Source organism: Kitasatospora sp. NPDC088391 (assembly GCF_044753345.1).
GTDB lineage: Bacteria > Actinomycetota > Actinomycetes > Streptomycetales > Streptomycetaceae > Kitasatospora.
Genome location: NZ_JBIVNB010000003.1, coordinates 17,955 through 39,800 on the forward strand (window position 1 = coordinate 17,955; position 21,846 = coordinate 39,800).

Genomic DNA, 21,846 nt, shown 5'->3' on the forward strand with positions numbered 1-21,846 from the left:
CCGGCCCGTGGGCTCACCGGTACATCCCCGGTGCCTCGACCGCCGTCCCCGTCCGTCGGGGCCCGGCCCGAGGAAGCAGCCCACGGGCCGTCTGCGTTCCCGGGGCCGGTCGGCGAGGGCCGGGGGTCAGCGGGTGCGGGTCGGGTCAGCGGGTGCGGCCCAGGACCAGGACGTGCTGGGCGGGGCCGGTGCTGAGCACCCGGCTGGCGATGCCGTGGTGGCGGAGCGCGGCGCGCAGTTCGGGCAGGTGCGGGCAGCGGCGGCCGAGGTGGTCGTACAGCGGGAAGACCCGGGCCTCGCCGCCGGGGGCGGTGACCCGGGCGAGTTCGCGCAGGGCGCGGAGCTGGTCGGCGGGGGCGAACACGGCGGGGTAGGCGAACAGCAGGTAGGCGCTGAGGGTGAGGGCGAAGCTGCCGTCCGCGAAGGGGAGCCGGGGCAGCGCGGCGGCGATGTAGCGCTCGGGGCCGGTGGCGGCGTCGGCGGCGAACAGGCGGCGGGCGCGGTCCCAGCTGCGCAGGTACTTCTCGGGGCGGCGGTGGCCGGCCGGGAGGCGGCGGGGCGGGCGGCGGCGGAGGTCCTCGGCCATGGTGGCGCGGCCGGTGGCGGCGAGCGCGGCCAGCCGGTGCGGGCCGAGGGCGTAGCCGGGGTCGGCGGCGACCACCTCGCAGCCGAGGGCGCGGGCCTCGGCGGCGAGGGCGGCGGCCCCGCCCGGGCAGTCCAGGACGGGGCCGGGGAGCCGCCCCAGGGCCGCGCGGGTGAGGCCGAAGGCGGCGCAGTACTCGTCCAGCGGCCGGGAGGTGACCAGGACGGGTGCGCCGCCCGGCCGCTGACGGCCCGTCGGTCCGGTGCTGGCGGCCGGGCTGGTCATGGGTGTCCTCCGGACGTTCGGCGGGCCCGGGGTGCGGCCCGGGCCCGCGGCCATCCGACCACGGGCCCGGGGGTGTCGCACGTCCGGCGACGGTCCGGCAATCTTCCGGCGCACGTCCGGCGGCCGTCCGGCGGCTGTTCAGCGACCGGCCAGCAGGGCGCGGTCGGCGAAGCGGTTGGCGTTGGTGAGGGCGCGGATCACCTGCGGGGTGAGGAACAGGAAGACCAGGCCGAGCAGCGTGACGGCGGCGATCTGCCAGGTCTCGGTGATGTCGTAGACGTGCTGGACGCCGTGCGAGTCCGTCCAGTCGGCGATCCGGTAGCCGTTCCAGGGGGTGTAGCGGGCGAAGACCCACTGGTAGCAGGGGAAGAGCGCGAGCCCCCAGCCGACGCTGAGGAAGACGGTGGAGAGCGTGAAGCTGAGGACCGCCCAGGGGAACGTCACGAACTGGTGGAAGGCGGCCTTCCAGCCGACCGGGTCGGCCAGCCGGGCGGTGATCGCGCCCCAGGCGCCCTCCCGGGTGACCTTCAGCGCGGGCGGCTCGGGGAGTTCCAGGCCGAGCAGGGTGCGGGCGCGGAGCCGCTCGGCGGCGCCGAGGCCGCGGGAGACCGCGAGCAGCAGCGCGAGCACGGGCAGGCCGAGCATGGTGACGACGAGGCCGAGGCCGGTGCTGAACAGCGTCACGACCAGGGTGAAGCCGAGGATCGCCAGCGGCAGGCCGCTGACCGTGTAGCTGTACTCGCGGTAGGTGTGTCCGGAGAACGGGGCGCGCCAGAACCCGGGTCGGCCGAGGTGGTGGTGGCCGCCGGTGGCGGCGGGGTACGCAGCGGTGGACATCCGCAGGCCCTTCGGTTCGGGTGGTCGGTCGGCGCCGCCGGTCGGCGGTGCCGGGCACGTCTCCAAGGTGCCGCAGCGGAGGGGTCCGTCGGAATGAGGTCTGCTGCCGACTTCCGGGTGGGGTTAACCCCCGCCCCGACCGGGGGTCGGGCCACCCCCGCGGGCGGGCGGGGCCGGGGGTCGGGGTGCCGGGCGGGCCCGCGGGGACCGGTTACCGTACCTGGGTGGACGACGAAGACCTGCACCTGATCCCGCGCACCCGTGCCGCCGAACTGCTGTCCTGGGCGGCGGAGGCGGGCCTCGACCCGGTGCCCGAGCCGGCGGTGCGGACCGTCCTGACCCTGCTGGAGCTGGGCGGGGCCCGGCTGCACGAGGGCTTCCCCGAGCTGTCCTCGCCGGTGCTGGAGCACCTGCTGTACGAGCAGCTGCACCTGTACGTCCAGCCGGTGGGCGACCCGGCGCAGTACGCGGCGGCGGTGCGGCTGCTGATCGAGCACCAGCGGGCGGCGCGGCGGCTGAACGCGAAGCGCCGGGAGAAGCTGCTCGCGGAGGCGGAGTGGCAGGGCGAGGTGCTGGTGTCGCTGCTGCGCCGGGCCGACCTGGTGACCTGGCCGCGGCTGTACGCGCTGCTGCTGCGCGCGGACGGGGTGCCGGCGGACGACCCGGCGGCGGTCCGCGCGTGGCTGGCGGCGTTCCGGGAGCTGCCGGAGGAGGAGCGGCACGCGGCCTTCGACCGGGCCCCCGACCTGGACGGGGACGGCAACTGGGACCAGCCGGGCCGGCCGCTGCTGGTCGGGGTGTCCACCGACGGGGCGCGGCGGCTGCTGGAGCAGGGCCTGATGACGCGCTCGTACCGGAACCTGGCCGAGCTGAACGCCCGCGGGCTGCCGATGCCGGCCGAACTGGCCGGGGAGTTCGAGCAGTTCGAGGAGGCGGTGGCGCAGGCCGCGATCGACCTGTGCGGGGAGTGGACGGTGCCGGGGCTGGCCCGGCTGCTGCTGGAGGAGTTCCCGGACCTGGCGCCGGAGGAGTACTGACCCCGGCGGAGTACTGACCCCGGCGGTGCGGCCCCGGTGGCGCGGAGCCCCCGTGACGTGCGGTTCCGGCCGGGGCGTACCTCGGGTGGGGTAGCGCCGGCTCGGGGTGGGCTCGGGGTGGGTCGGCCGGTCGGACGACCCGCGGATCGACCTGACGGACCATCAACCGTGGCCGTACGGACGATCCGTGGGGGCCGGGGGCGGGAGCATCCTTGGGGCATGGACACCACGACCGCTCCGGGCGCGCGCTCCGTCGCCGCCCCGCTCCCCCGGCTCCCGCTGACCGCTCCCGTCCGCCGGGCCGCCGCCCTGGCCGCCGCGGGCTGGTCGGCGCTGTTCTCCCTGGTGCACCTGTACTGGCTGCTGGGCGGCCGGGTCGGCCTGCCCGACGAGCTGTCGGTGCTGGACAACACCCCGCTGCTGGTGATCGACATCGCGGCGGTGCCGATGTGCGCGGTGGCCGCCGCGCTGGCGCTGGCGCTGCTCCGGCCGCCGACCGGCCGGATACCGGCCGCTCGGCTGCTCCTCGCGGCCCGGGCCACCGCCGCCCTGCTGGTGTTCCACGCCCTGCCGTCGATACCGGACTGGGCCGCCCTGGCGTTCGGCCACGAGTCGGTGGCGGACCTGGACACGATGGCCCGCTTCGCGACCTTCCTCTACGAGCCGTTCTTCCTGGCGGGCGGCCTGCTGTTCGGCCTGGCCGCGTTCGGCCGCCGCGGGGGCGGCCGGAACTGACGGGCCGGAACCGGCGGGCCCGGTGCGGACGGGGCCGGGCGTGCGGACGGCCGGGGTCCGCCCGGAGGCGTCGCCCGGCCGTCGGGAGCGCGGGGGTTACGGCTGGAGGCCGAGCTTCTGCAGCCAGGGCAGCGGGTCGATCGGCGCGCCGCCGCCGGGGCGGACCTCCAGGTGGAGGTGCGGGCCGGTGACGTTGCCGGTGGCGCCGACGGAGCCGAGGACGGTGCCGGGGGTGACCTTCCCGGTGGCGACGCTGATCCGGTACAGGTGGCAGTACCAGATCTCGGTGCCGTCGGGCAGGGTCTGGATGATCCGGTAGCCGTAGGAGCCGGACCAGCCGGCCGAGGTGATGGTGCCGGCGCCGATGGCGACCACGGGGGTGCCGGTGCGGGCGGCGAAGTCGAGGCCGGTGTGCAGGCGGGACCAGTGCACGCCGGCCTGCCCGAACTCGGCGCTCAGCGTGTAGTCGGCGACCGGCAGGGTGTGCGAGGCGAGCTTGGCCTCGGCCTGCTGGGCGGCGCGCTTGGCCTCGGCGTCCTTGGCGGCGGCGATCCGGGCGGACTCGTCGGCGGCGGTGCGCTGGCCGTCGGCCTGCTGCTGGATGCGGGCGGCGAGGGCCAGCCCGGGGTCGGCGGCGAGCAGGCCGTCCGAGGCCTCGTCGGGGCTGACGATGGCGGGGGCGGCGGCCGGGGCCTGGGCGAAGGCGGTGGCTCCGAAGGCGGCGGTCACCGCGGTCACGCCGAGCAGGGGTGCGTTGGAGCGGGAGGACTGGCGGGGCAGCCGGTGCCGGGCGCCCTCGTTGCCGGTCGGGTGGTCGAGCACCTTGGTGCCGGTGCTCTGGGGGTACGTCGACGCCACGGAGGCGTGCTCCTTCCTTCCCTGCCGCCGACCGGGTTAGCTGACGGGTTCGGAGGTGGAAGGTCTCCTACGGTCGGGCCCTGGGGCCGTTCCGATTCACCCCGGTGGAAAGTGGTTCCCCGGCTCCCGGGTCGCCCGGAGGCAGACCCGTGGGATTAGGCGTGGCGCACGGTGCCGCTTGGATACGGCGTTGCCGACCGCGCTGCGTTATCAAACGTTAATCCTATGGACCCCATGATTCCAAGCTCCTCCCGGGAGGCGATGAAAGTTTTCTGACGCCCTATGGGCGATTTGTGATGGTTCGCCAGGTGGCCCATGACGGATCGTGACGGGCCCGTTGAGTATCCGTACTCACGACCGGCCGCCGCCCCGGCGGGACCCTGGGGCCATGACCGCTCCCGTGCCGCAGCGCACCACCGCCGCCTACTACCTGCAGTCCGTCGCCTCCTTCTCGCTGGCCGCCGTCGCCCTCGCCCTCGGAATCGCCTACCTGCCGGTCAGCGCCTGGATGCGGGCCTTCCTCGCCGTCGGAATGCTCTACCTGATCACCTCCGCGTTCACGCTGGCCAAGGTGATCCGGGACCGCCAGGACGAGGGGGCGATCACCAGCCGGGTCGACCAGGCCCGCCTGGAGAAGCTGCTCGCCGAGCACGACCCGTTCAAGGTGGACGGAATCTGACCGCCGGGCCGGGCCACGCCGGGCCACGCCGAGTCGGGCCGAGTCGGGCCGGTCCCGGCCGGCGGGTTGACGGCTAAGGCTATTAGCCTTAGCTTTATGGCTATCGGAAGCAGCCGGACCGCCAGGGCCCGGAGCACCGGACGCCCGCCCAGGAGGCCCGCGATGAACAGCACCCTCGGCACCACCACCCGGTACCTCGACGTCACCGGCGGCCGGATCGCCTACGACGACACCCCCGGCGCCGGCGTCCCCGTGGTGCTGCTGCCCGGCATGCTCGACAAGCGCTCCGCCTACCGGCACCTCGCCCCGCTGCTGACCGCCGCGGGCCACCGGGTGGTCACCATGGACCTGCGCGGCCTCGGCGAGTCCTCGACCGGGTTCGACAGCTACACCCCGGCCGCGATCGCCGAGGACCTGGTCGCCCTGCTCGCCCACCTCGACCTGCGCGGCGCGGTGCTGGTCGGCAGCTCCTACACCGGCGCCACCGTGGTCCGGGCCGCCGCGCTGGCCCCCGAGCGCACCGGCGGCGTGGTGCTGATCGACGCGTTCATCGAGAACCTGCCGCTGAACGGCTTCCAGAAGGCCCTGTTCGGCCTGGTCGGCCCGCTGGTGGCGACCTTCCCCGGCCTGTGGGGCGCGCTGCAGAAGTTCTACTACCCGACCGAGCGCCCGGCCGACTTCGACGCCTACCGGGCCGACCTGTCCGCGATGCTCCGCGAGCCCGCCCGCAAGGCCGCCCTGCGCGGCTACCTGGGCGGCGACTCGGCGCCGGTCGGCTGGTGCGCGGCGGTGGACGTCCCGGCCCTGGTGCTGATGGGCGACAAGGACCCCGACTTCCCGAAGCCCGAGCTGATCGCGGACCGGCAGGCCACCGCGCTGCGCGGCCGCAAGGTGATGATCGGCAACGCCGGCCACTACCCGATGGCCAGCCACCCGCGGGCGGTCGCCGACGCCCTGCTGCCCTTCCTGGCGGGCCTGGCCGGCGAGCCGAACGAGACCGACGAGCCGAACGAGCCGAACGAGGACGCCCGCTGATGCCCCGCGCCGGACTCTCCACCGCCGCGGTGGTGGACCACGCCCTCGAACTGGTCGACGCCCAGGGGCAGTCCGCCCTCACGCTGGCCGCGGTCGCCGCCCGGGCCGGGGTGGCCACCCCCTCGCTGTACAAGCACGTCAGCGGCGGCCTGCCCGAGCTGCGCCGGCTGATCGCCGTCCGCACCACCGAGGAGCTCGCCGAGCACCTGGCCGCCGCCGTCCTCGGCCTGTCCCGGGACGAGGCGGTCCGGGCCCTGCTCACCGCCTACGCCGACTACGCCCTGACGTACCCCCGGCGCTACGCCGCGCTGCCGCAGGCGCCCGAGCCGGACGCCGAGCTGCAGGCCGCCGCGGAGCGGTTGGTGCGGGTGCTGTTCGCGGTGCTGCGCGGGTACGGGCTGGAGGGCTCGGAGGCGGTGCACGCGGTGCGGACCCTGCGGGCGGCGGCCCACGGCTACGCCTCGTTGACCACGGCGGGGGCGTTCCAGCTCGCCGAGGGGACCGACACCACGCTGGAGCGGCTGACCGGGGTGCTGATCGAGGGCTTCGCCGGCTGGCCGGGCGCGAAGGCCCCGTGACCTCCGGCCGGGGTGCCGCGTTCTACCCGGTATGAAGAAGCGCAGCATGCTCGCCTTTGCCTCCCTCGCCGTCGGTGTGGTCGCCTCGCTGACCGCGCCCAGCGCCGCCCACGCCGCCCCGGAGCACGTCGGCGGCGGCCCGCTCAAGGACGCCGTGTCCGCCCCCGACCTGCCGATCGGCGAGGACTTCGCGGAGACGGTGGCGCAGGGCGTGGCGCAGACCCCGCAGGTCTGAGGCCGATCCGGGCCGGGTGGTCCGGGCCGGTTCGAACGGATCTGACGGCACGTCGGGGATTCGGTCCCGACTCCGTGTAACGCCGCCCGCCGGTCGGGCGGTCATATCGCTCGGAGACCCCGTACGGGTCCCCGACCGACGAGCACGGAGGACAGGGCAATGACGCAGCCGACCCAGCACATCGCGCCCGGGATCGTACTGACGCCGACCCGGCGGCGGGCGGCGGGCCGTCCCGCCGCGGTGGCGCACCCGCGTCCGGCCCGGGGCGGGGAGCCGGGGCTGGCGGCCTCGGTGGTCCGGGGGATCGCGGTGGCCTGGTCGTTCCGGTCCCGGCGGCCGGTGGCGGCCGGGTGCCAGCGGGGGTACGGCGAGGTCGACGGCCAGTAGGGCGGGGTGCGGCCCGGGGCGAAACGGTCGTATCACCACGTGTCGTGAAACCGCCGGTACGCCCGGTGCGTCCATAAGATGGTCGGCACCGGGACGTCGAGCGGAAGGGCCGGGCGCTGCCCATGGACCAGAGCGCGCCCCGACCTGTCGGCCGGGCCGAACTGCGCTGCGTGCGCGCCCTGTTGCGGGCGTCCGACCCGGCGGGGGTGCTGGCGGCGCTGCTGGCCGAGGGGCCGGACTGGATCGCCGCGGCGGGTTCCGCCCTCCGGTTGCCGGACGGCGACGGGGTGCTGCGGCCGGTCGCCGGGTCCGGGGCGGTCGATCCGGCCGGGCCGGACGTGTCGGTCGTGCTGCCGCTGGTGGCGGACGGCGCCCCGGTGGGGTCGCTGACGCTCGCCCTGACCCGCGGGGGCCCCGTCCCGCGCGAGGACGTCGAACTGCTGGAGACCTTCGCCGAGGCGGCCGCGCACCGGCTGGCCCGGTTGGCGCGGCCGACGGAGCGGGCGGCGTCGGCGGCGGTGCGCGCGGCGGGCGCCGGGGTGTTCGAGCGGGACCTGGTGACGGGCGAGACCCGCTGGGACGTGCGGGCCCACCGGGTGGTCGGCCGGGCACCGGGGCCGGACGGCCTGGCGCCGGAGCCCGCGTCGGTGGTGCACCCGGAGGACCTGCCGGAGCTGCGGGCGGGGCTGGCGGAGGCGCTGGCGGCGGGCGGCCCGTACCGGCTGTCGTACCGGGCGGTGCGGCCGGACGGCTCGGTGGTGCTGGTGGACGAGGCCGGCGAGGTGGTGCTGGACGGGGACCGGCGGCCGGTGCGGGCGGCCGGGCTGCTGACCGGGCGGGAGTGGCGGCCGGGGCCGCCGGGGCCGGGCGGGGAGGGCGCGCGGTCGACCCTGCTGCTGGCGCTGACCAGGGCGCTGACCCGGGCGGTGACGGTGCGCGAGGTGACGGCGGCGCTGACCGACGTGGTCCGGCCCGCCCTGGGGGCGTCCGAGGTGGTGCTGGACCTGGTGGACCAGGAGCGGCTGCTGCCGATGGCCCCGGTGTCCCGGGGCGGCCGGTCCGGCGCGGACGGGTCGGACGGGGCGGCGGAGCACGCGGCCCGGGCGACGCCGCTGTTCGGCGGCCCGGACGTCCCGGGCCCGGGCGCGCCGCCGGCCTGGACGGTGCTGCCGCTGGTGGCCTCGGGCCGGCAGGTCGGCTCCTGCCTGATCACCTTCGCCGACGGGCGCGGCTTCGACCCCGGGGACCGGACGATGTTCTCGGCGTTCGCGGGCATCCTGGCGCAGTCGCTGGAGCGGGCCCGGCTGTACGACGTGCACCACGAGCGGGCCGGCGAGCTGCAGCGGGCGATGCTGCCGCGGTCGCTGCCGGTGCTGCCGTCGATCGCCTCGGCGGCCCGCTACCTGCCGTCGACCGAGGGGATGCAGGTCGGCGGCGACTGGTACGACCTGCTGCGGCTGCCGGGCGGCCGGGTCGGGCTGGTGATCGGGGACGTGCAGGGCCACCACGCGGAGGCGACCGCGGTGATGGGGCAGCTGCGTTCGGGGCTGTGGGCGTACGCGACGGACGGCGACGGCGACGACGATCCGGCGGCGGTGCTGGAGCGGACCAGTCGGCTGCTGTCCCGGATGGAGACCGAGCTGTTCGCGACCTGCCTGTACGTGGTGCTGGACCCGGCGACGGGGGCGCTGCGGGCGGCCCGGGCGGGGCATCCGCAGCCGGTGCGGATCGGCGCGGGCGGGGCGGCCGAGCTGGAGCTGCCGGGCGGCCCGCCGCTGGGGGTGCTGCCGGGGGTGCGCTACCCGTCGGCGCGGGCCCGGCTGGAGCGCGGCGAGACGCTGCTGGCCTACACGGACGGGCTGGTGGAGACCCGGGGCGAGGACTACGACGTGTCGGTGCGGCGGCTGCTGGGCGGCCTGCGGCGGTGGACGGCGGAGGCGGGCGGGGCGGAGCGGCTGGGGCGGCCGGGGGCGCTGGAGCGGTTGGCGGACCTGCTGGCGCCGAGCGCGACGGAGCGCGAGGTCCGGCCGGACGACGTGGCGCTGCTGCTGTTGCACCGGTCGGCGGACGGATCGTCCACCGACCGCCCCCGGCAGTGACCGGTTTTGTCGTGATCCGAACGCCGAGGGGCCGTTCCGTTCATACGCCAGTAGTATCTCCGCCCTAGAATTCGCGCGTGACGACCACTCAATGGTGCCTGGCAGCAGTCGCGTTGCTCGCCCTCCTCGCCCTCGCGGCCGCCGCCCGGTACCGGGCCGTCACCCGTACCCTGCGCGGCCGGCTGGCCGCCGTCGAGGGCGAACTCGCCGAGAACCGGGTGAAGTTGGCGGCCGAGCTGGCCGACCGGCAGGCCGGGGTGGAGGTGGTCCGACGGGAGCAGGAGATCAACGCCGCGACCCGGCGGGCCTTCCTGACCGTGGCCCGCCGCATCCTGGTGATGGCGCACGACCAGCAGGCCGGGCTGGACGAGATGGAGCGCACCCACGACGACCCGGTGCTGCTGGAGGGCCTGCTGCGGGCCGACCACGCGGCCGCCCAGCAGGCCCGGCTGGCGCAGACCCTGGCGGTGCTGTGCGGCTCCCGGGCCGGCCGGCACTGGCCGGAGCCGGTGCCGCTGGAGGACGTGGTGCGCGGCGCGCAGTCCCGGATCATGCCGTTCCAGCGGGTGGTGGTGAGCAGCCGGCTGGAGACCGCGGTGCTCGGCGCGGCCGCCGAGGCGCTGATCCACGCGGTGGCCGAGCTGCTGGACAACGCGACCCGCTACTCGCCGCCCAGTTCGCAGGTGTACGTGTCGCTGCTGCCGGTGCACAACGGCGCGGTGATCGAGATCGACGACTGCGGCGTCGGGATGACCGCGACCACGGTGGCGAAGGCGGCGGCGGCGCTGGCCGGCGACGGCGCGCTGGAGGTCTCCCGGATCGGCGAGGTGCCGCAGCTGGGCCTGGCCGCGGTCGGCCTGCTGGCCCGGCAGTACGGCTTCCGGGTGACCGTGCACTCCGCGCCGTCCCCGTACGGCGGGGTGCGGGTGGTGGTGCTGCTGCCGTCCGCGCTGCTGACCGACCCGCTGACGGTGGGCTCCCCGGTGGTGTTCCCGGCGGCCCCCGCCGCCGGGCCGTCCGCCCGCCCGGCCTTCCCCCCGGCCGGGCCGCCGCCCGCCGTGCCGCCGCAGGGCGGCGGCCTGCCCCGGCGGGTCAACCGCCGGGGCGGTGTCCCGCGCAGCTCCTTCCCGGCCCAGGAGCAGTCGGCGCCGCCGCGATCGGCGCGCGAGGCGCAGGCGTTCATGTCGCTGTTCCAGTCCGGCACCGCCGAGGGCCGCTCGGCGGCCCGGCCGGACGCTTTCCCCGCTTCCCCCCAACTGCCCCAGCGCTCGGGAGACTCCCATGACCACCAACCCTGACCTCGGCTGGATGCTGACGGAGATCGTCTCCGTCCCGGAGGTCCAGCACGCCGTCGTGGTGTCCAACGACGGTCTGGAGATGGGCCGCAGCCCCGGGATCGGCCGGGACGACGCCGAGCGGCTGGCCGCCGCCTGCTCGGGGCTGCAGTCGCTGTCCCGGGGGGTGGCGAGCGGGTTCGGCGACGGCACGACCCGGCAGATCGTGATCGAGTACGGCGGCGGCTACCTGTTCCTGGTGGCGGCCGGCGCGGGCACCCACCTGGCGGTGGTGGCGGCCGAGACGGTGGACGCGGGCCTGGTGGCGTACCAGATGCAGACCCTGGTCGCCCGGATCGGCAGCCACCTGGGCGTCGCGCCCCGGCAGGAGGCCGCCGGGGCAGGGGACCTGCGGTGAGCCGCGGGCCGGTCCGGCCGTACGTCATCACCGGGGGGCGCAGCCGGGCGGGCCGGGGTGCGCTGGAGTTCGAGAGCCTGGTGCGGACCGTACCGGGGGCCCGGGTGGACCCGATGGCGGTCAACCGGGAGCAGCGCACGATCCTGGCGCTGTGCCGGGAGCTGCTGTCGGTCGCCGAGGTGGCGGCCCACCTGGGCCTGCCGATCAGCGTGTCGAAGGTGCTGGTCGGCGATCTGTGGGAGTCCGGGGCCGTTCAGGTCCTGCCGCCGGTGCGGCAGGCCGAGCGGGCTCCGGCCGGACTGTTGGAGGAGGTGCTCGTTGGCCTCCGCCAGCTCCGTTGAACCGGTGTACCTGCCGGACACCGTCCAGGGGGCGGTGAAGATCCTGGTGACCGGCCCGTTCGGGGTCGGGAAGACCACGCTGGTGGGCGCGTTGAGCGAGATCGCGCCGCTGCGCACCGAGGAGACGATGACCGAGGCCGGGGCGGAGGTGGACGACCTGACGGGCCGCCCGCTGAAGACCACGACCACGGTGGCGCTGGACTTCGGGCGGATCACGCTGTCCGAGCAGCTGGCGCTGTACCTGTTCGGCACGCCGGGCCAGCAGCGGTTCTGGCCGCTGTGGGAGGACCTGTCGCGCGGGGCGCTGGGGGCGATCGCGCTGGTGGACACCCGCCGGATCGAGGAGTGCTTCGACGTGCTCGGGCTGCTGGAGGAGCAGCGCATCCCGTTCGCGGTGGCGGTGAACGTCTTCCCGGACACCCCGGAGCACCCGGAGGAGGAGCTGCGGGCGGCGCTGGACCTGCTGCCCGGGGTGCCGATCCTGTCCTGCGACGTGCGCGACCCGGACGCCGCCCACCAGTTGCTGGTCGACTTCGTGGACCACCTGTACACCGGCGCCCTGGAGCCGTCGTGACCGTTCCCGAGCAGACCGCGACCGGGGGCTGCCCGTACACCCGGCCGCCGGGCGCGCCGCTGTACGGCCGGGCGGTCGCCGAGGACCCGCACGGCCTGTACGCCCGGCTGCGGGCCGAGCACGGGCCGGTGGCGCCGATCGAGCTGGAGCCGGGCGCGGAGGCGTGGCTGGTGCTGGGCTACCAGGAGCTGCTCGAACTGACCCGCAACGAGCAGCAGTTCTCCAAGGACTCGCGGCGCTGGCGGGTGCTGCGGGAGGGCCGGCTGCGGCCGGACTCGCACCTGGTGCCGATGATCATGTGGCGGCCGACCCTGCAGAGCATGGACGGCGCCGAGCACCAGCGGCTGAGCACGGCGGTGGCCGACACGCTGGCCCGGATCGACCACCGGGAGCTGCGGGAGACCACCGAGGCCGCCGCGCTGGCGCTGATCGGGAGCTGGGGGCCGGACGGCACCGCGGACCTGGTCGCCCAGTTCACCCGGCAGCTGCCGCTGCTGGTGTTCACCCGGCTGCTCGGCCTGTCGGCGGCGGACGGCCCGCGGCTGGTGGAGCTGATCACCGCACTGGTGGACTCCGGGTCGGACTCGCACCGGGCCGCCGCCGAGTTCTTCGCCCTGCTCTCCGAGCTGGTCCGGCGGCGGCGCGCGGAGCCGGGCGAGGACCTGGTGTCCTGGCTGCTCGACCACCCGGTCGGGCTGGCCGACGAGGAGGTGGTGCACCACCTGATGGTGATCCTGGTGGCGGGCAACGAGCCGTGCATCAACTGGATCGGCAACACGGTGCGGCTGCTGCTGACCGACCGCCGGTTCCGCATCACGCTGACCGGCGGCCGGGCCACCGTGGCGGACGCGCTGGACGAGGTGCTGTGGCGCGACCCGCCGGTGCAGAACTTCCCCGGCCGGTGGGCGGTCTCGGACACCGTGCTGGGCGGCCAGTACATCAGCGCGGGCGACATGCTGGTGCAGGGCCTGGCCGCGGCCAACGACGACCCGGCGGTGCACGGCGCCGGGGGCATCGCCGGCAACCGGGCGCACCTGGCCTGGGGGTCGGGGCCGCACGTCTGCCCGGCCCAGGACCCGGCCCGGCTGATCGTCGAGACCGCGGTCGAGACCCTGCTGCACTGCCTCCCCGACCTCCAGCTGGCCGTCCCCGCGCACGAGTTGACCTGGCGCCAGTCGCCCTGGTCGCGTGCCCTGGTCAGCCTCCCGGTGCTGTACAGCGCCTTCGTACCGACCCGCACCGATCCCGAGAGGACCCCATGGACCGCACCGCAGCGCCCGTCGCCCACAGACTCGACCCCCTCGGCGGGGACCAGCACGCCGAGAACCGACGGCTCCGCGCGCTCGGCCCGGCGACGCCTGTCGAACTCCCTGGCGGCGTGGTGGTCTGGGCGATAACCCACCACGACACGCTGCAGCAGCTGCTCGCCGACCCGCGGGTGGCCAAGGGCGCCGAGCACTGGCGGCTGTTCCGGGAGAACCGGCTGCCCGAGGGCTGGCCGCTGATGACCTTCATCACCATCCCGGGGATGACCACCGCCGACGGCGGCGACCACCGGCGGCTGCGCGGCCTGGTCTCGCAGGCCCTCACCCCGCGCCGGGTGGCCGCGCTGGCCCCGGCGATCGAGCGGCGGATCGGCGAGCTGCTGGACGCGATGGCCGGGCGGGACGGCGAGCTGGACCTGCGCCGGGAGTTCGCGCTGCCGCTGCCGATGTACGTGATCGGCGAGCTGCTGGGCCTGGGCGACCTGGAGAAGGACCGGCTGCACGAGCTGTCCAACACCCTGGTCAGCTCGTCCGCCACGCCCGGCGCGGGCGCCGTCGCGGCCCGCGACCTGGCCGGGCTGCTGGCCGGGCTGGTCGCCGCCAAGCGGGCCGAGCCCGGCGAGGACCTGACCACGGCGCTGATCGCCGCCCGCGAGGAACAGGACCGGCTGAGCGAGCCGGAGCTGATCGGCATCCTGATGCAGCTGGTGGTGGCGGGCCACGAGACCACCCTCAACCTGATCTGCAACGCCGTCCGGGCCCTGCTCACCCACCCCGAGCAGCTGGCCCTGGTGCTGGACGGGACGGTCGGCTGGTCGGCGGTGGTCGAGGAGACGCTGCGCTGGGACAGCCCGGTCGGCCAGTTCCCGATGCGCTACGCCACCGAGGACATCGAGGTCGGCGGCGTGCTGATCCCGGCCGGCGACGCCCTGCTGGCCTCGTACGCGGCGGCCGGGCGGGACGCGAACCACTACCCGGAGGCGGACCGCTTCGACCTGACCCGGGACGCCCGGCACCTCTCGCTCGGGCACGGGCCGCACTTCTGCATCGGCTCGGCGCTGGCCCGGCTGGAGGCCGAAACGGCGCTGCGCGAGCTGTTCGCCCGCTTCCCCGGCCTGCGGTTCGCCGAGGGCGCGGAGCCGAAGCCGATCGCGTCCTTCGTCAGCAACGGCATCAGCACCCTGCCGGTGCGCACCTCCTGAACCGATTGTCGGACCGCGCCTCCGCCCGGCCCCGGTCGACGTGACCGGGCGGGGGCGACGCTCGTTGCACCTGCCATGAAGAAGCTCACCGCGCTCGCCGCCCTCTCGGTGGCCGGGCTGGCCCTCGCCGCCGCGCCCGCCTCCGCCACCCCGCTCGCCCAGGCCGGCGGCCTCGGCCAGGCCCAGGGCCTGGACACCGGCTACCAGGGCCCGCTGCCCAGCACCGCCGAGCTGTGCCACCGCGACCTCGCCCAGTACCCGGTGGCCGGTCCGCTGGTCGACTCCACCACCGGCGCCTGCGAGGCGCTCGGCTCCACCCTCTAGTGCCGCGTCAGGCAGCCTTCGCCGTCAAGGAGCGGCGTCCGGTGCGTGCTCTCGGCGTGCCGGACGGAAGCCCTTGTACTGGGTGTACTCGGGTTTTCGGCCGGTGCGGCGAGAGGGCGTGCCGGGCGTCGCGACGGGCGGAGGTTGCCTGACGCGGTACTGGCGAGGCGGTCGGCCTGCTGCCGGTTTTCGCCCGATATGGTGCTTCGTGTCCGTTCCTGTCGTGGTGCGTCGTGGCATGAGGTGGTCCTGTGGGCAGCGTGGCCGACCAGCTGGTGGCGGTCCTCCGGGAGGCCGGGGTCGAGCGGGTCTACGGGGTGGTGGGCGACAGCCTGAACCCGGTGGTGGACGCCATCCGCCGCACCGAGGGCATCTCCTGGGTGCACGTCAGGAACGAGGAGGCCGGGGCCTTCGCGGCCGCCGCCGAGGCCGAGCTGACCGGTCGGCTCGCCGTCTGCGCGGGCAGCTGCGGCCCCGGCAACACCCACCTGATCCAGGGCCTGTACGACGCGCAGCGCAGCGGCGTCCCGGTGCTGGCGCTGGCCTCGCACATCCCGTCCGCGCAGATCGGCACCGGCTTCTTCCAGGAGACCCACCCGGAGCGGGTGTTCACCGACTGCAGCGGCTGGTGCGAGATGCTCACCAACCCGGCCCAGCTGCCCCGGCTGCTGCGGATCGGCATCCAGCACGCGCTGGGCACGCCGGGCGTCTCGGTGCTGGCCTTCCCCGGCGACGTCGCCGCGCTCCCGGCCGCCGGGCCGACCGGCCGCAGCACCTTCCTCACCGAGCGGGCGGTGGCCGCGCCGCCGTGGTCCCAGGTGCGGGCCCTCGCCGAGGCGCTGAACGGGGCCCGCACCGTGACGGTCTTCGCCGGGGCCGGCGTCCGGGGCGCGCACGAGGAGGTGATGCGGCTGGCCGGCACCCTGAACTCCCCCGTCGGGCACTCGCTGCGCGGCAAGGAGTGGGTGCAGTACGACAACCCCTTCGACGTCGGGATGAGCGGCCTGCTCGGCTACGGCGCCTGCCACGAGGCCCTGCACGAAGCCGAGTTGGTGCTGCTGCTGGGCACCGACTTCCCCTACGACTCCTTCCTCCCGCAGGCCCGCACCGTGCAGGTCGACCACGACGCGACCCGGCTCGGCCGCCGCACCCCCCTGGAGCTCGCCGTCCACGGCGACGTCGCGGCCACCCTGCGGGCCGTCCTCCCGCTGCTGGAGCAGAAGACCGACCGGAGCTTCCTGGACGGCCTGCTGGACCGCCACTGCAAGGCCCTGGAGACGGTGGTCGGGGCCTACACCAAGGACATCGGACGGCACCGGCCGATCCACCCCGAGTACCTGGCCGCGGTGCTCGACGAGACCGCCGCGGACGACGCCGTCTTCACCGTCGACACCGGCATGTGCAACGTCTGGGCCGCCCGCTACCTCACCCCCAACGGGCGCCGCCGGGTGATCGGCTCCTTCCTGCACGGCTCGATGGCGAACGCGCTGCCGCACGCGATCGGCGCCCAACTCGCCTTCCCCGGTCGGCAGGTGGTGTCACTGTCGGGCGACGGCGGGATCGGGATGCTGCTCGGCGAACTGCTCACGGTGGCGAAGTACCGGCTGCCGGTGAAGACGGTGGTGTTCAACAACGGGGCGCTCGGGATGATCAAGCTGGAGATGCTGGTCTCCGGCTACCCCGAGTACGAGATCGACAACGGCGACGTCGACTACGCCGCGATCGCCCGCGCCTGCGGCGTCCCCGCCAAACGGGTCACCGACCCCGACCAGGTCCGCACCGCCCTCGCCGAAGCCCTGGAACGCCCCGGCCCCGCCCTCCTCGACGTGGTCACCGACCCCAACGCCCTCTCCATCCCGCCGCACATCACCGCCGCCCAGCTCAAGGGCTTCGCCCTGGCCGCCGGAAAGACCGTCCTCACCGGCGGCGTCGGCAAGATGCTCGACCTGGCCCGCTCCAACCTCCGCAACATCCCCCGCCCCTGAGAGCCTCGCCGGCCGGCACCGCCCGCACGAAAAGAATCCGGAAGCAGACAGAGGGAGAGGAGAGGAGAGGAGCAGCAGGCCGAAGGCCGCACGGCAACGCCGCGAAGCAGGCCGAAGGCCGCACGGCCGGGTCCGGCCCTGTGCGGAGGGGGCGGCGGAGGCCCGGGAGGGGTTTGCCAGGGAGGCAAGTTTGTTGCCCGGGGGGCAGGGAGGGTGTGGACTGGGCCCCATGACGGAAAGCCCTCTCGGCGAGGACCAGGAGGTCGCGGGCCTCGGTGCGCGACTGCGGGAACGGCGGAGCTCCAGCAGGTTGACGCTGGAGGCCGCGGCGGCCCGGGTCGGTCTCTCGCCAGCGTACCTGTCGCGGTTGGAGACCGGGCGGCGGCAGCCCTCGCTGCCGGTGCTGCTGGGGCTGGCCCGGGCGTACGGGACCAGCGTGGCGGAGCTGCTCGGGGAGCAGCCCGGCGAGCCGGACCCGGTGATCCGGGGCGGTGTGATCGAGCCGGGGCGGGCCGGCGGCTGGGGGTACCGGCGGGCCGGGGCCCAGGGCCGGGCCATGCAGGCGCTGCGGGTGCACGTGCCGCCGAGCGTGCAGGACGCGGTGGTGCGGGTGCACCCGGGCGAGGAGTGGCTGTTCGTCACGGAGGGCCGGATGCGGCTGACCCTGGGCGAGCGGGTCCACCTGCTCGCCGAGGGCGACTCGGCGCACTTCGACTCGTTGACGCCGCACTGCATCGCGGCCGATTCGGCGTCCGGCCTGGACCTGATCTTCGTCCACACGCTGATGCAGAGCCCGGGCGGCGACCTGTGCCTGGGCGACGCCCCGCGCCTGTAGTCCGTCCCAGCCAGTCCCCCACCAGTGTCAGGAGACCGTGCCATGGCCGACCTCGCCAACCCCCGTGCCCGTGCCCACGCCGCCGTCCCGAAGTACAAGGAGACCATCGACGCGGGCTACCGCGCCTCGAACCGGGTGTGGATCAGGGTCTGGATCTACATCGTCTCGGGCCACGTGTTCGTGGCGTTCCTGTTCCTGCTGTTCTACGTGGGCAGCAGCCGCCACTGACGGGCCGTCAGGGCGCGAGCAGCGCGCAGAGCGCGTCGAGCGCGGCCTCGAAGGCGTGGTCGGGCGGGGCCCCGTAGCCGATCACCAGGCCGGGCGGCCGGGCCGGGGCGGGGGTCGCGCCGGGGGCCAGGCTCCAGCCGAGGGTGTTCAGGGCGAGGCCCGACCGCCGTGCCCGGTCGAGGAGTTCGGCCTCGCCGGGCCCGTCGGCGGGCAGTTCCAGGACGGCGTGCAGGCCGGCGTTGAGGCCGGTGACCCGGACGGCGGGGGCGCGTTCGGCGAGGACGGCGACCAGGCGGTCCCGGCGGCGGCGCAGCAGGTGCCGGCTGCGGCGGACGTGCCGGTCGTGGCCGCCGGAGTCGATCAGTTCGGCGAGGGTGAGCTGTTCCAGGGCGCCGCTCTGGCCGTCGGCGCGGCGCTTGTGCCGGGCGACGGGTTCGACCAGGTCGGCGGGGAGCGCCAGCCAGCCGAGCCGCAGGCCGGGGGCGAGCGACTTGGCGGCGGTGCCGGCGTAGACGACCCGTTCGGGGTCGAGGGCCTGCATGGCGCCGATGGCGTGCCGGTCGTAGCGGAACTCGCCGTCGTAGTCGTCCTCCAGCAGGTAGCCGCCGGTGCGGCGGGCCCAGTCGACGGCGGCGGCCCGCCGGGCAGCCCGGAGCGGGACGCCGGTGGGGAACTGGTGGGCGGGCGTGAGGACGGCCAGTCCGGCGCCGGTGCGGTCGAGTGCGCGGGTGTCGGCGCCGTCCTCGTCGAGCGGCAGCGGGCGGACCGCGAGGCCGTGCGAGGCGATCACGGCGTGGTGCGGGGGCAGTCCGTACTCCTCGACGGCGACGGCGGTGGCGCCCCGTTCGCGCAGGGCGGCGCAGAGCAGGCCGAGGCCCTGGGTGTAGCCGGTGCAGACCAGCAGGCGTTCGGGGTCGGTGCGGACGCCGCGGACCCGGGCCAGGTAGCCGGCCAGGGCGCGGCGCAGTTCGATCCGGCCGCGCGGGTCGCCGTAGCCGAGCGCCTCGTCCGGGGCGGCGGCCAGGGCCCGGCGGGCGGCGGCCAGCCAGGCGGTGCGCGGGAAGCGGCCGAGGTCGGGCGTGCCGGGCCGGAGGTTGTGCCGGACGGCCGGGCGGGGTGCCAGGCCGGGCGGCGGGGCGGCCGGGGCGGGTTGCGGTCCGCGGGCGGCGACCACGGTGCCGGAGCCCTGCCGGGAGGCCAGCCAGCCCTCGGCGGTGAGCTGGGTGTACGCCTCGGCGACGGTGTTGCGGGCCAGGCCGAGGTCGACGGCCAGGGCCCGGGAGGAGGGCAGCCGGGTGCCGGCGGCGAGCCGGCCGTCCCGGACCGCGGTGCGCAGCGCGTCCTCCAGGGCGGCGCGCCGGCCCAGGCCGCGGCCGCGGCCCGCGTCGAGGTCGAGGTGCAGGTCGCCGCCGAAAGTGGCCCAGGAACTCATGCCTCAAATGAACCACACTCCTGGTCCAAAGCGGGCCTACGGTGGGCCGTATGACCGATCGCGTGACCACTGCCGAACCTGCCGTCGAAGCCGTCCGAGCCGCCGGAGCCACCGGAGCCGCCGACACCGCCGACGCCCCCGTTCCCGCGCCCGCGCAGCGGATCTCGCTGCGCCACCTGGCGCCGGAGTTCTACCGCCACCTGCTGGCCGCCTCGCGGGCGGCGACCGAGGGCCTGGCCGATCCGGTGCTGACCGAGCTGGTCAACCTGCGGGCCTCGCAGCTGAACGGCTGCGCGTTCTGCCTGGACCTGCACGCCGCCGACGCCCGGGCGAACGGCGAGGCCGAGCACCGGCTGCACACGCTGGCGGCGTGGCGGGAGACGCCGTTCTTCACCGCCCGCGAGCGGGCCGCGCTGGCGCTCACCGAGTCGGTGACGCTGGTGGCCGGGACGCACGTCCCGGACGGGGTGTACGAGGAGGCGGCGGCCCACTTCGCGGAGGTCGAACTCGCCCACCTGCTGGCCCTGATCACCTCGATCAACGCGCTGAACCGGGTCGGCGTGGCCAGCCGGATGACGCCCGCCCCGAAGTAGCCGGGAGCGGGCGCGCCTCGGACCGCCGCCACCGCCGCGCGGGTAGCGTCCGGTGCCATGGACGTGGTGATCGCAGGTGGACACGGCAAGATCGCGCTGCTGCTCTCGCAGTTGCTCTCCGCGCGCGGCGACTCGGTGGCGGGGCTGATCCGCGACCCGGCGCAGTCCGCGGACCTGCGCGCGGCGGGCGCCCGGCCGGTGGTCTGCGACCTGGAGCGGGCCTCGGCCGAGGAGTTGGCGGAGCACCTGGCGGGCGCGGACGCGGTGGTGTTCGCGGCGGGCGCGGGCCCGAACAGCGGGGCGGCCCGCAAGGAGACGGTGGACCGGGCCGGGGCGGTGCTGCTGGCGGACGCCGCGGAGCGGGCCGGGGTGCGGCGCTACCTGCTGGTGTCCTCAATGGGCCTGGAGCGGATCGGCGACCCGGCGGTGACGCCCGAGTTCGACGCCTACCTGAAGGCGAAGTGGGCGGCCGAGGAGGCGCTGAAGGACCGGCCGCTGGACTGGACGGTGCTGCGGCCGGCCGCGCTGACCGACGCCCCGACCGAGCGGCACCCGCACCTCGCGCCGCCGCCGAACCGCTTCGGCGAGGTCTCCCGCGCGGAGGTCGCGCACACCCTGGTGCGGCTGCTGGACGACCCGACCACGATCCACCAGACCCTGGAGCTCACCACCTGACGAGGTTGCCCGGCCCCCGGCGCGGCGGGATGGTGGGGGATGAGGTGAGTGCGATGGCCGAGATCGCCCTGCAGTTCGACGTCGCGGCGTCCCCGGGCCGCCTGCTGGCGGCGCTGGACACCCGCGAGGGCCTGACCGCCTGGTGGTCGACGGGGGTCGAGCGGGACGGCACGGACCTGCTGGTCGCGGTGCCGGACGCGGCGCAGCCGCTGCGGCTGCGCCGGGAGCGGGCCGACCTGGAGCGGGTGGCCTGGCGCAGCGTCGGCCCCGAGCCGGCCGGCTGGGCCGGGACGACGGTGACCTGGGACTTCTTCGACCATCCGGACGGGCCGCGGCACACCTCGCTGCTGCTGCGGCACCTGGGCTGGTCGGCGGGCGCGGCGGTGGCCGTCCCCGCGGTGGCGGGCCGCTGGGCGGAGCTGGCCGTCCGGTTGAAGGACTGGGCGCAGAGCGGGCGGGTCCAGCCGCTGTTCGTCCCGGGCGGCCACCCGCATCCGGGGGTGCACGCGGAGGCGGACTGACGGTCCGTCAGGGGTGCGACGCGCCGGTCCGGGAGGATGACCGGCATGGAGCGGGGCGCACGGGTGAGACTGGCAGCATGTGGGGACTCCCGGACGGCATCACGGCCTACCTGTTCGACCTCGACGGGGTGCTGACGCAGACCGCGAAGGTGCACGCCGCGGCGTGGAAGGACATGTTCGACACCTTCCTGCGCGCCGAGGCGGAGCGCACCGGCGGGGAGTTCGTGCCGTTCGACCCGGTCGGCGAGTACGACCGGTACGTGGACGGGCGGCCCCGGCTGGACGGCACCCGGTCGTTCCTCGCCTCGCGCGGCGTCGTGCTCCCGGAGGGGGCGCCGGACGACCCGCCGGACGCCCGGACGGTGAACGGGCTCTCCAACGCCAAGAACCGGACGGTGCTGCGGATGATCCGCGAGCAGGGCGTGCAGCCGTACCCCGGCTCGGTGGCGTACCTGCACCGGCTGCGCGAGCTGGGCCTGCCGCGGGCCGTGGTGTCCTCCAGCGCGAACTGCCGGGACGTGCTGCGGGCGGCCGGCATCGACGACCTGTTCGAGGTCGTGGTGGACGGGCTGACCGCCGCCCGCGACCACCTGGCGGGCAAGCCCGCACCGGACACCTTCCTCGCGGCGGCCCGGCAGCTGGGCGTCGCCCCGGAGCACGCCGCGGTGTTCGAGGACGCGCTGGCGGGCGTCGCGGCGGGCCGGGCCGGCGGCTTCGGCGCCGTGGTGGGCGTGAACCGCACCGGGCAGGCGGACGCGCTGCGCGAGCACGGCGCGAGCCTGGTGGTGGACGACCTGTCCGAGCTGCTGGAGGAGTCGCGATGAACGGGGG

The 21,846-nt window shown here is 75.8% G+C and carries 26 protein-coding genes and 1 riboswitch; of the genes, 22 read left to right on the plus strand and 4 right to left on the minus strand.

What is annotated here, in order from left to right:
* Positions 1-145: 145 nt before the first annotated feature.
* Together ACIQBJ_RS08750 and ACIQBJ_RS08755 are read right to left on the minus strand one after the other, a co-directional pair.
* A complete protein-coding gene (locus ACIQBJ_RS08750; RefSeq protein ID WP_400705892.1) occupies positions 146-868 on the minus strand; it encodes a class I SAM-dependent methyltransferase in 723 nt (240 codons plus the stop codon).
* A 138-nt stretch (positions 869-1,006) separates the two neighbouring features.
* A complete protein-coding gene (locus ACIQBJ_RS08755) occupies positions 1,007-1,705 on the minus strand; it encodes a sensor domain-containing protein (RefSeq protein ID WP_400705894.1) in 699 nt (232 codons plus the stop codon).
* Positions 1,706-1,929: 224 nt separating this feature from the next.
* Between ACIQBJ_RS08755 and ACIQBJ_RS08760 the strand changes: the two genes are divergently transcribed.
* Both ACIQBJ_RS08760 and ACIQBJ_RS08765 read left to right on the plus strand, forming a co-directional pair.
* A complete protein-coding gene (locus ACIQBJ_RS08760; protein WP_400705897.1) occupies positions 1,930-2,742 on the plus strand; it encodes a hypothetical protein in 813 nt (270 codons plus the stop codon).
* A 219-nt stretch (positions 2,743-2,961) separates the two neighbouring features.
* Complete coding sequence (locus ACIQBJ_RS08765; protein WP_400705900.1) at positions 2,962-3,477, plus strand: DUF3995 domain-containing protein; 516 nt, start codon at positions 2,962-2,964, stop codon at positions 3,475-3,477.
* 96 nt (positions 3,478-3,573) lie between these two features.
* Here the strand turns inward: ACIQBJ_RS08765 and ACIQBJ_RS08770 are convergent, their stop codons facing one another.
* Positions 3,574-4,335 (minus strand): M23 family metallopeptidase, encoded by a 762-nt coding sequence (locus ACIQBJ_RS08770; protein ID WP_400705903.1) that lies wholly within the window; start codon positions 4,333-4,335, stop codon positions 3,574-3,576.
* A gap of 10 nt (positions 4,336-4,345) precedes the next feature.
* A riboswitch (cyclic di-AMP (ydaO/yuaA leader) is annotated at positions 4,346-4,507 on the minus strand.
* Positions 4,508-4,723: 216 nt separating this feature from the next.
* Here ACIQBJ_RS08770 and ACIQBJ_RS08775 point away from each other — a divergent pair.
* From ACIQBJ_RS08775 to ACIQBJ_RS08850, 16 genes are all read left to right on the plus strand, one after another.
* Complete coding sequence (locus ACIQBJ_RS08775; protein WP_400705906.1) at positions 4,724-5,014, plus strand: YiaA/YiaB family inner membrane protein; 291 nt, start codon at positions 4,724-4,726, stop codon at positions 5,012-5,014.
* 162 nt (positions 5,015-5,176) lie between these two features.
* Positions 5,177-6,049, plus strand: a complete 873-nt coding sequence (locus ACIQBJ_RS08780) for an alpha/beta fold hydrolase (protein WP_400705909.1) — start codon at positions 5,177-5,179, stop codon at positions 6,047-6,049.
* The gene (locus tag ACIQBJ_RS08785; RefSeq protein ID WP_400705912.1) at positions 6,049-6,627 is read left to right on the plus strand and encodes a TetR/AcrR family transcriptional regulator; all 579 of its coding nucleotides are present in this window, start codon (positions 6,049-6,051) and stop codon (positions 6,625-6,627) included. Before ACIQBJ_RS08780 ends, ACIQBJ_RS08785 begins: the two co-directional genes overlap by 1 nt.
* 31 nt (positions 6,628-6,658) lie before the next feature.
* Positions 6,659-6,862, plus strand: a complete 204-nt coding sequence (locus ACIQBJ_RS08790; protein WP_400705915.1) for a hypothetical protein — start codon at positions 6,659-6,661, stop codon at positions 6,860-6,862.
* 159 nt (positions 6,863-7,021) lie between these two features.
* Positions 7,022-7,249, plus strand: a complete 228-nt coding sequence (locus ACIQBJ_RS08795) for a hypothetical protein (RefSeq protein WP_400705918.1) — start codon at positions 7,022-7,024, stop codon at positions 7,247-7,249.
* 122 nt (positions 7,250-7,371) lie between these two features.
* A complete protein-coding gene (locus tag ACIQBJ_RS08800) occupies positions 7,372-9,348 on the plus strand; it encodes a SpoIIE family protein phosphatase (protein ID WP_400705921.1) in 1,977 nt (658 codons plus the stop codon).
* Between the two features lie 77 nt (positions 9,349-9,425).
* Entirely contained in the window at positions 9,426-10,646 is a 1,221-nt protein-coding gene (locus ACIQBJ_RS08805) for a sensor histidine kinase (protein ID WP_400705924.1), read from the plus strand.
* Positions 10,630-11,040 carry a roadblock/LC7 domain-containing protein gene (locus tag ACIQBJ_RS08810; protein ID WP_400705927.1) on the plus strand — a complete coding sequence of 137 codons (411 nt, stop codon included), beginning with the start codon at positions 10,630-10,632 and terminating at the stop codon, positions 11,038-11,040. Before ACIQBJ_RS08805 ends, ACIQBJ_RS08810 begins: the two co-directional genes overlap by 17 nt.
* Positions 11,037-11,381, plus strand: a complete 345-nt coding sequence (locus ACIQBJ_RS08815; protein ID WP_400705930.1) for a DUF742 domain-containing protein — start codon at positions 11,037-11,039, stop codon at positions 11,379-11,381. The genes ACIQBJ_RS08810 and ACIQBJ_RS08815 overlap by 4 nt, the downstream gene beginning before the upstream one ends.
* Positions 11,359-11,955, plus strand: coding sequence for a GTP-binding protein (locus ACIQBJ_RS08820; RefSeq protein ID WP_400705933.1), 597 nt, complete (start codon positions 11,359-11,361; stop codon positions 11,953-11,955). The genes ACIQBJ_RS08815 and ACIQBJ_RS08820 overlap by 23 nt, the downstream gene beginning before the upstream one ends.
* Entirely contained in the window at positions 11,952-13,352 is a 1,401-nt protein-coding gene (locus ACIQBJ_RS08825) for a cytochrome P450 (protein WP_400705936.1), read from the plus strand. The genes ACIQBJ_RS08820 and ACIQBJ_RS08825 overlap by 4 nt, the downstream gene beginning before the upstream one ends.
* Positions 13,337-14,422, plus strand: coding sequence for a cytochrome P450 (locus ACIQBJ_RS08830; RefSeq protein WP_400705939.1), 1,086 nt, complete (start codon positions 13,337-13,339; stop codon positions 14,420-14,422). Before ACIQBJ_RS08825 ends, ACIQBJ_RS08830 begins: the two co-directional genes overlap by 16 nt.
* Before the next feature lie 75 nt (positions 14,423-14,497).
* Complete coding sequence (locus tag ACIQBJ_RS08835) at positions 14,498-14,746, plus strand: hypothetical protein (RefSeq protein WP_400705942.1); 249 nt, start codon at positions 14,498-14,500, stop codon at positions 14,744-14,746.
* A 251-nt stretch (positions 14,747-14,997) separates the two neighbouring features.
* A complete protein-coding gene (locus ACIQBJ_RS08840; RefSeq protein WP_400705945.1) occupies positions 14,998-16,731 on the plus strand; it encodes a pyruvate dehydrogenase in 1,734 nt (577 codons plus the stop codon).
* 229 nt (positions 16,732-16,960) lie between these two features.
* Positions 16,961-17,566 carry a helix-turn-helix domain-containing protein gene (locus ACIQBJ_RS08845; protein WP_400705948.1) on the plus strand — a complete coding sequence of 202 codons (606 nt, stop codon included), beginning with the start codon at positions 16,961-16,963 and terminating at the stop codon, positions 17,564-17,566.
* Positions 17,567-17,608: 42 nt separating this feature from the next.
* Positions 17,609-17,794, plus strand: a complete 186-nt coding sequence (locus tag ACIQBJ_RS08850) for a DUF6126 family protein (RefSeq protein WP_400705951.1) — start codon at positions 17,609-17,611, stop codon at positions 17,792-17,794.
* A 7-nt stretch (positions 17,795-17,801) separates the two neighbouring features.
* On the opposite strand, the gene ACIQBJ_RS08855 is transcribed toward ACIQBJ_RS08850, so the two are convergent.
* Positions 17,802-19,226 (minus strand): PLP-dependent aminotransferase family protein, encoded by a 1,425-nt coding sequence (locus ACIQBJ_RS08855; protein ID WP_400705954.1) that lies wholly within the window; start codon positions 19,224-19,226, stop codon positions 17,802-17,804.
* Positions 19,227-19,276: 50 nt separating this feature from the next.
* On the opposite strand from ACIQBJ_RS08855, the gene ACIQBJ_RS08860 reads away from it, so the two are divergent.
* The 4 genes from ACIQBJ_RS08860 to ACIQBJ_RS08875 all read left to right on the plus strand — a co-directional run bounded on the left by ACIQBJ_RS08860 (position 19,277) and on the right by ACIQBJ_RS08875 (position 21,839).
* On the plus strand, positions 19,277-19,819 hold the full coding sequence (locus tag ACIQBJ_RS08860) for a carboxymuconolactone decarboxylase family protein (RefSeq protein WP_400705957.1): 543 nt from the start codon (positions 19,277-19,279) through the stop codon (positions 19,817-19,819).
* Positions 19,820-19,876: 57 nt separating this feature from the next.
* Entirely contained in the window at positions 19,877-20,494 is a 618-nt protein-coding gene (locus ACIQBJ_RS08865) for an SDR family oxidoreductase (protein ID WP_400705960.1), read from the plus strand.
* Between the two features lie 53 nt (positions 20,495-20,547).
* Positions 20,548-21,015 (plus strand): SRPBCC domain-containing protein, encoded by a 468-nt coding sequence (locus tag ACIQBJ_RS08870; protein WP_400705963.1) that lies wholly within the window; start codon positions 20,548-20,550, stop codon positions 21,013-21,015.
* A 77-nt stretch (positions 21,016-21,092) separates the two neighbouring features.
* Positions 21,093-21,839 carry an HAD family hydrolase gene (locus tag ACIQBJ_RS08875; RefSeq protein ID WP_400705965.1) on the plus strand — a complete coding sequence of 249 codons (747 nt, stop codon included), beginning with the start codon at positions 21,093-21,095 and terminating at the stop codon, positions 21,837-21,839.
* Positions 21,840-21,846 lie beyond the last annotated feature (7 nt).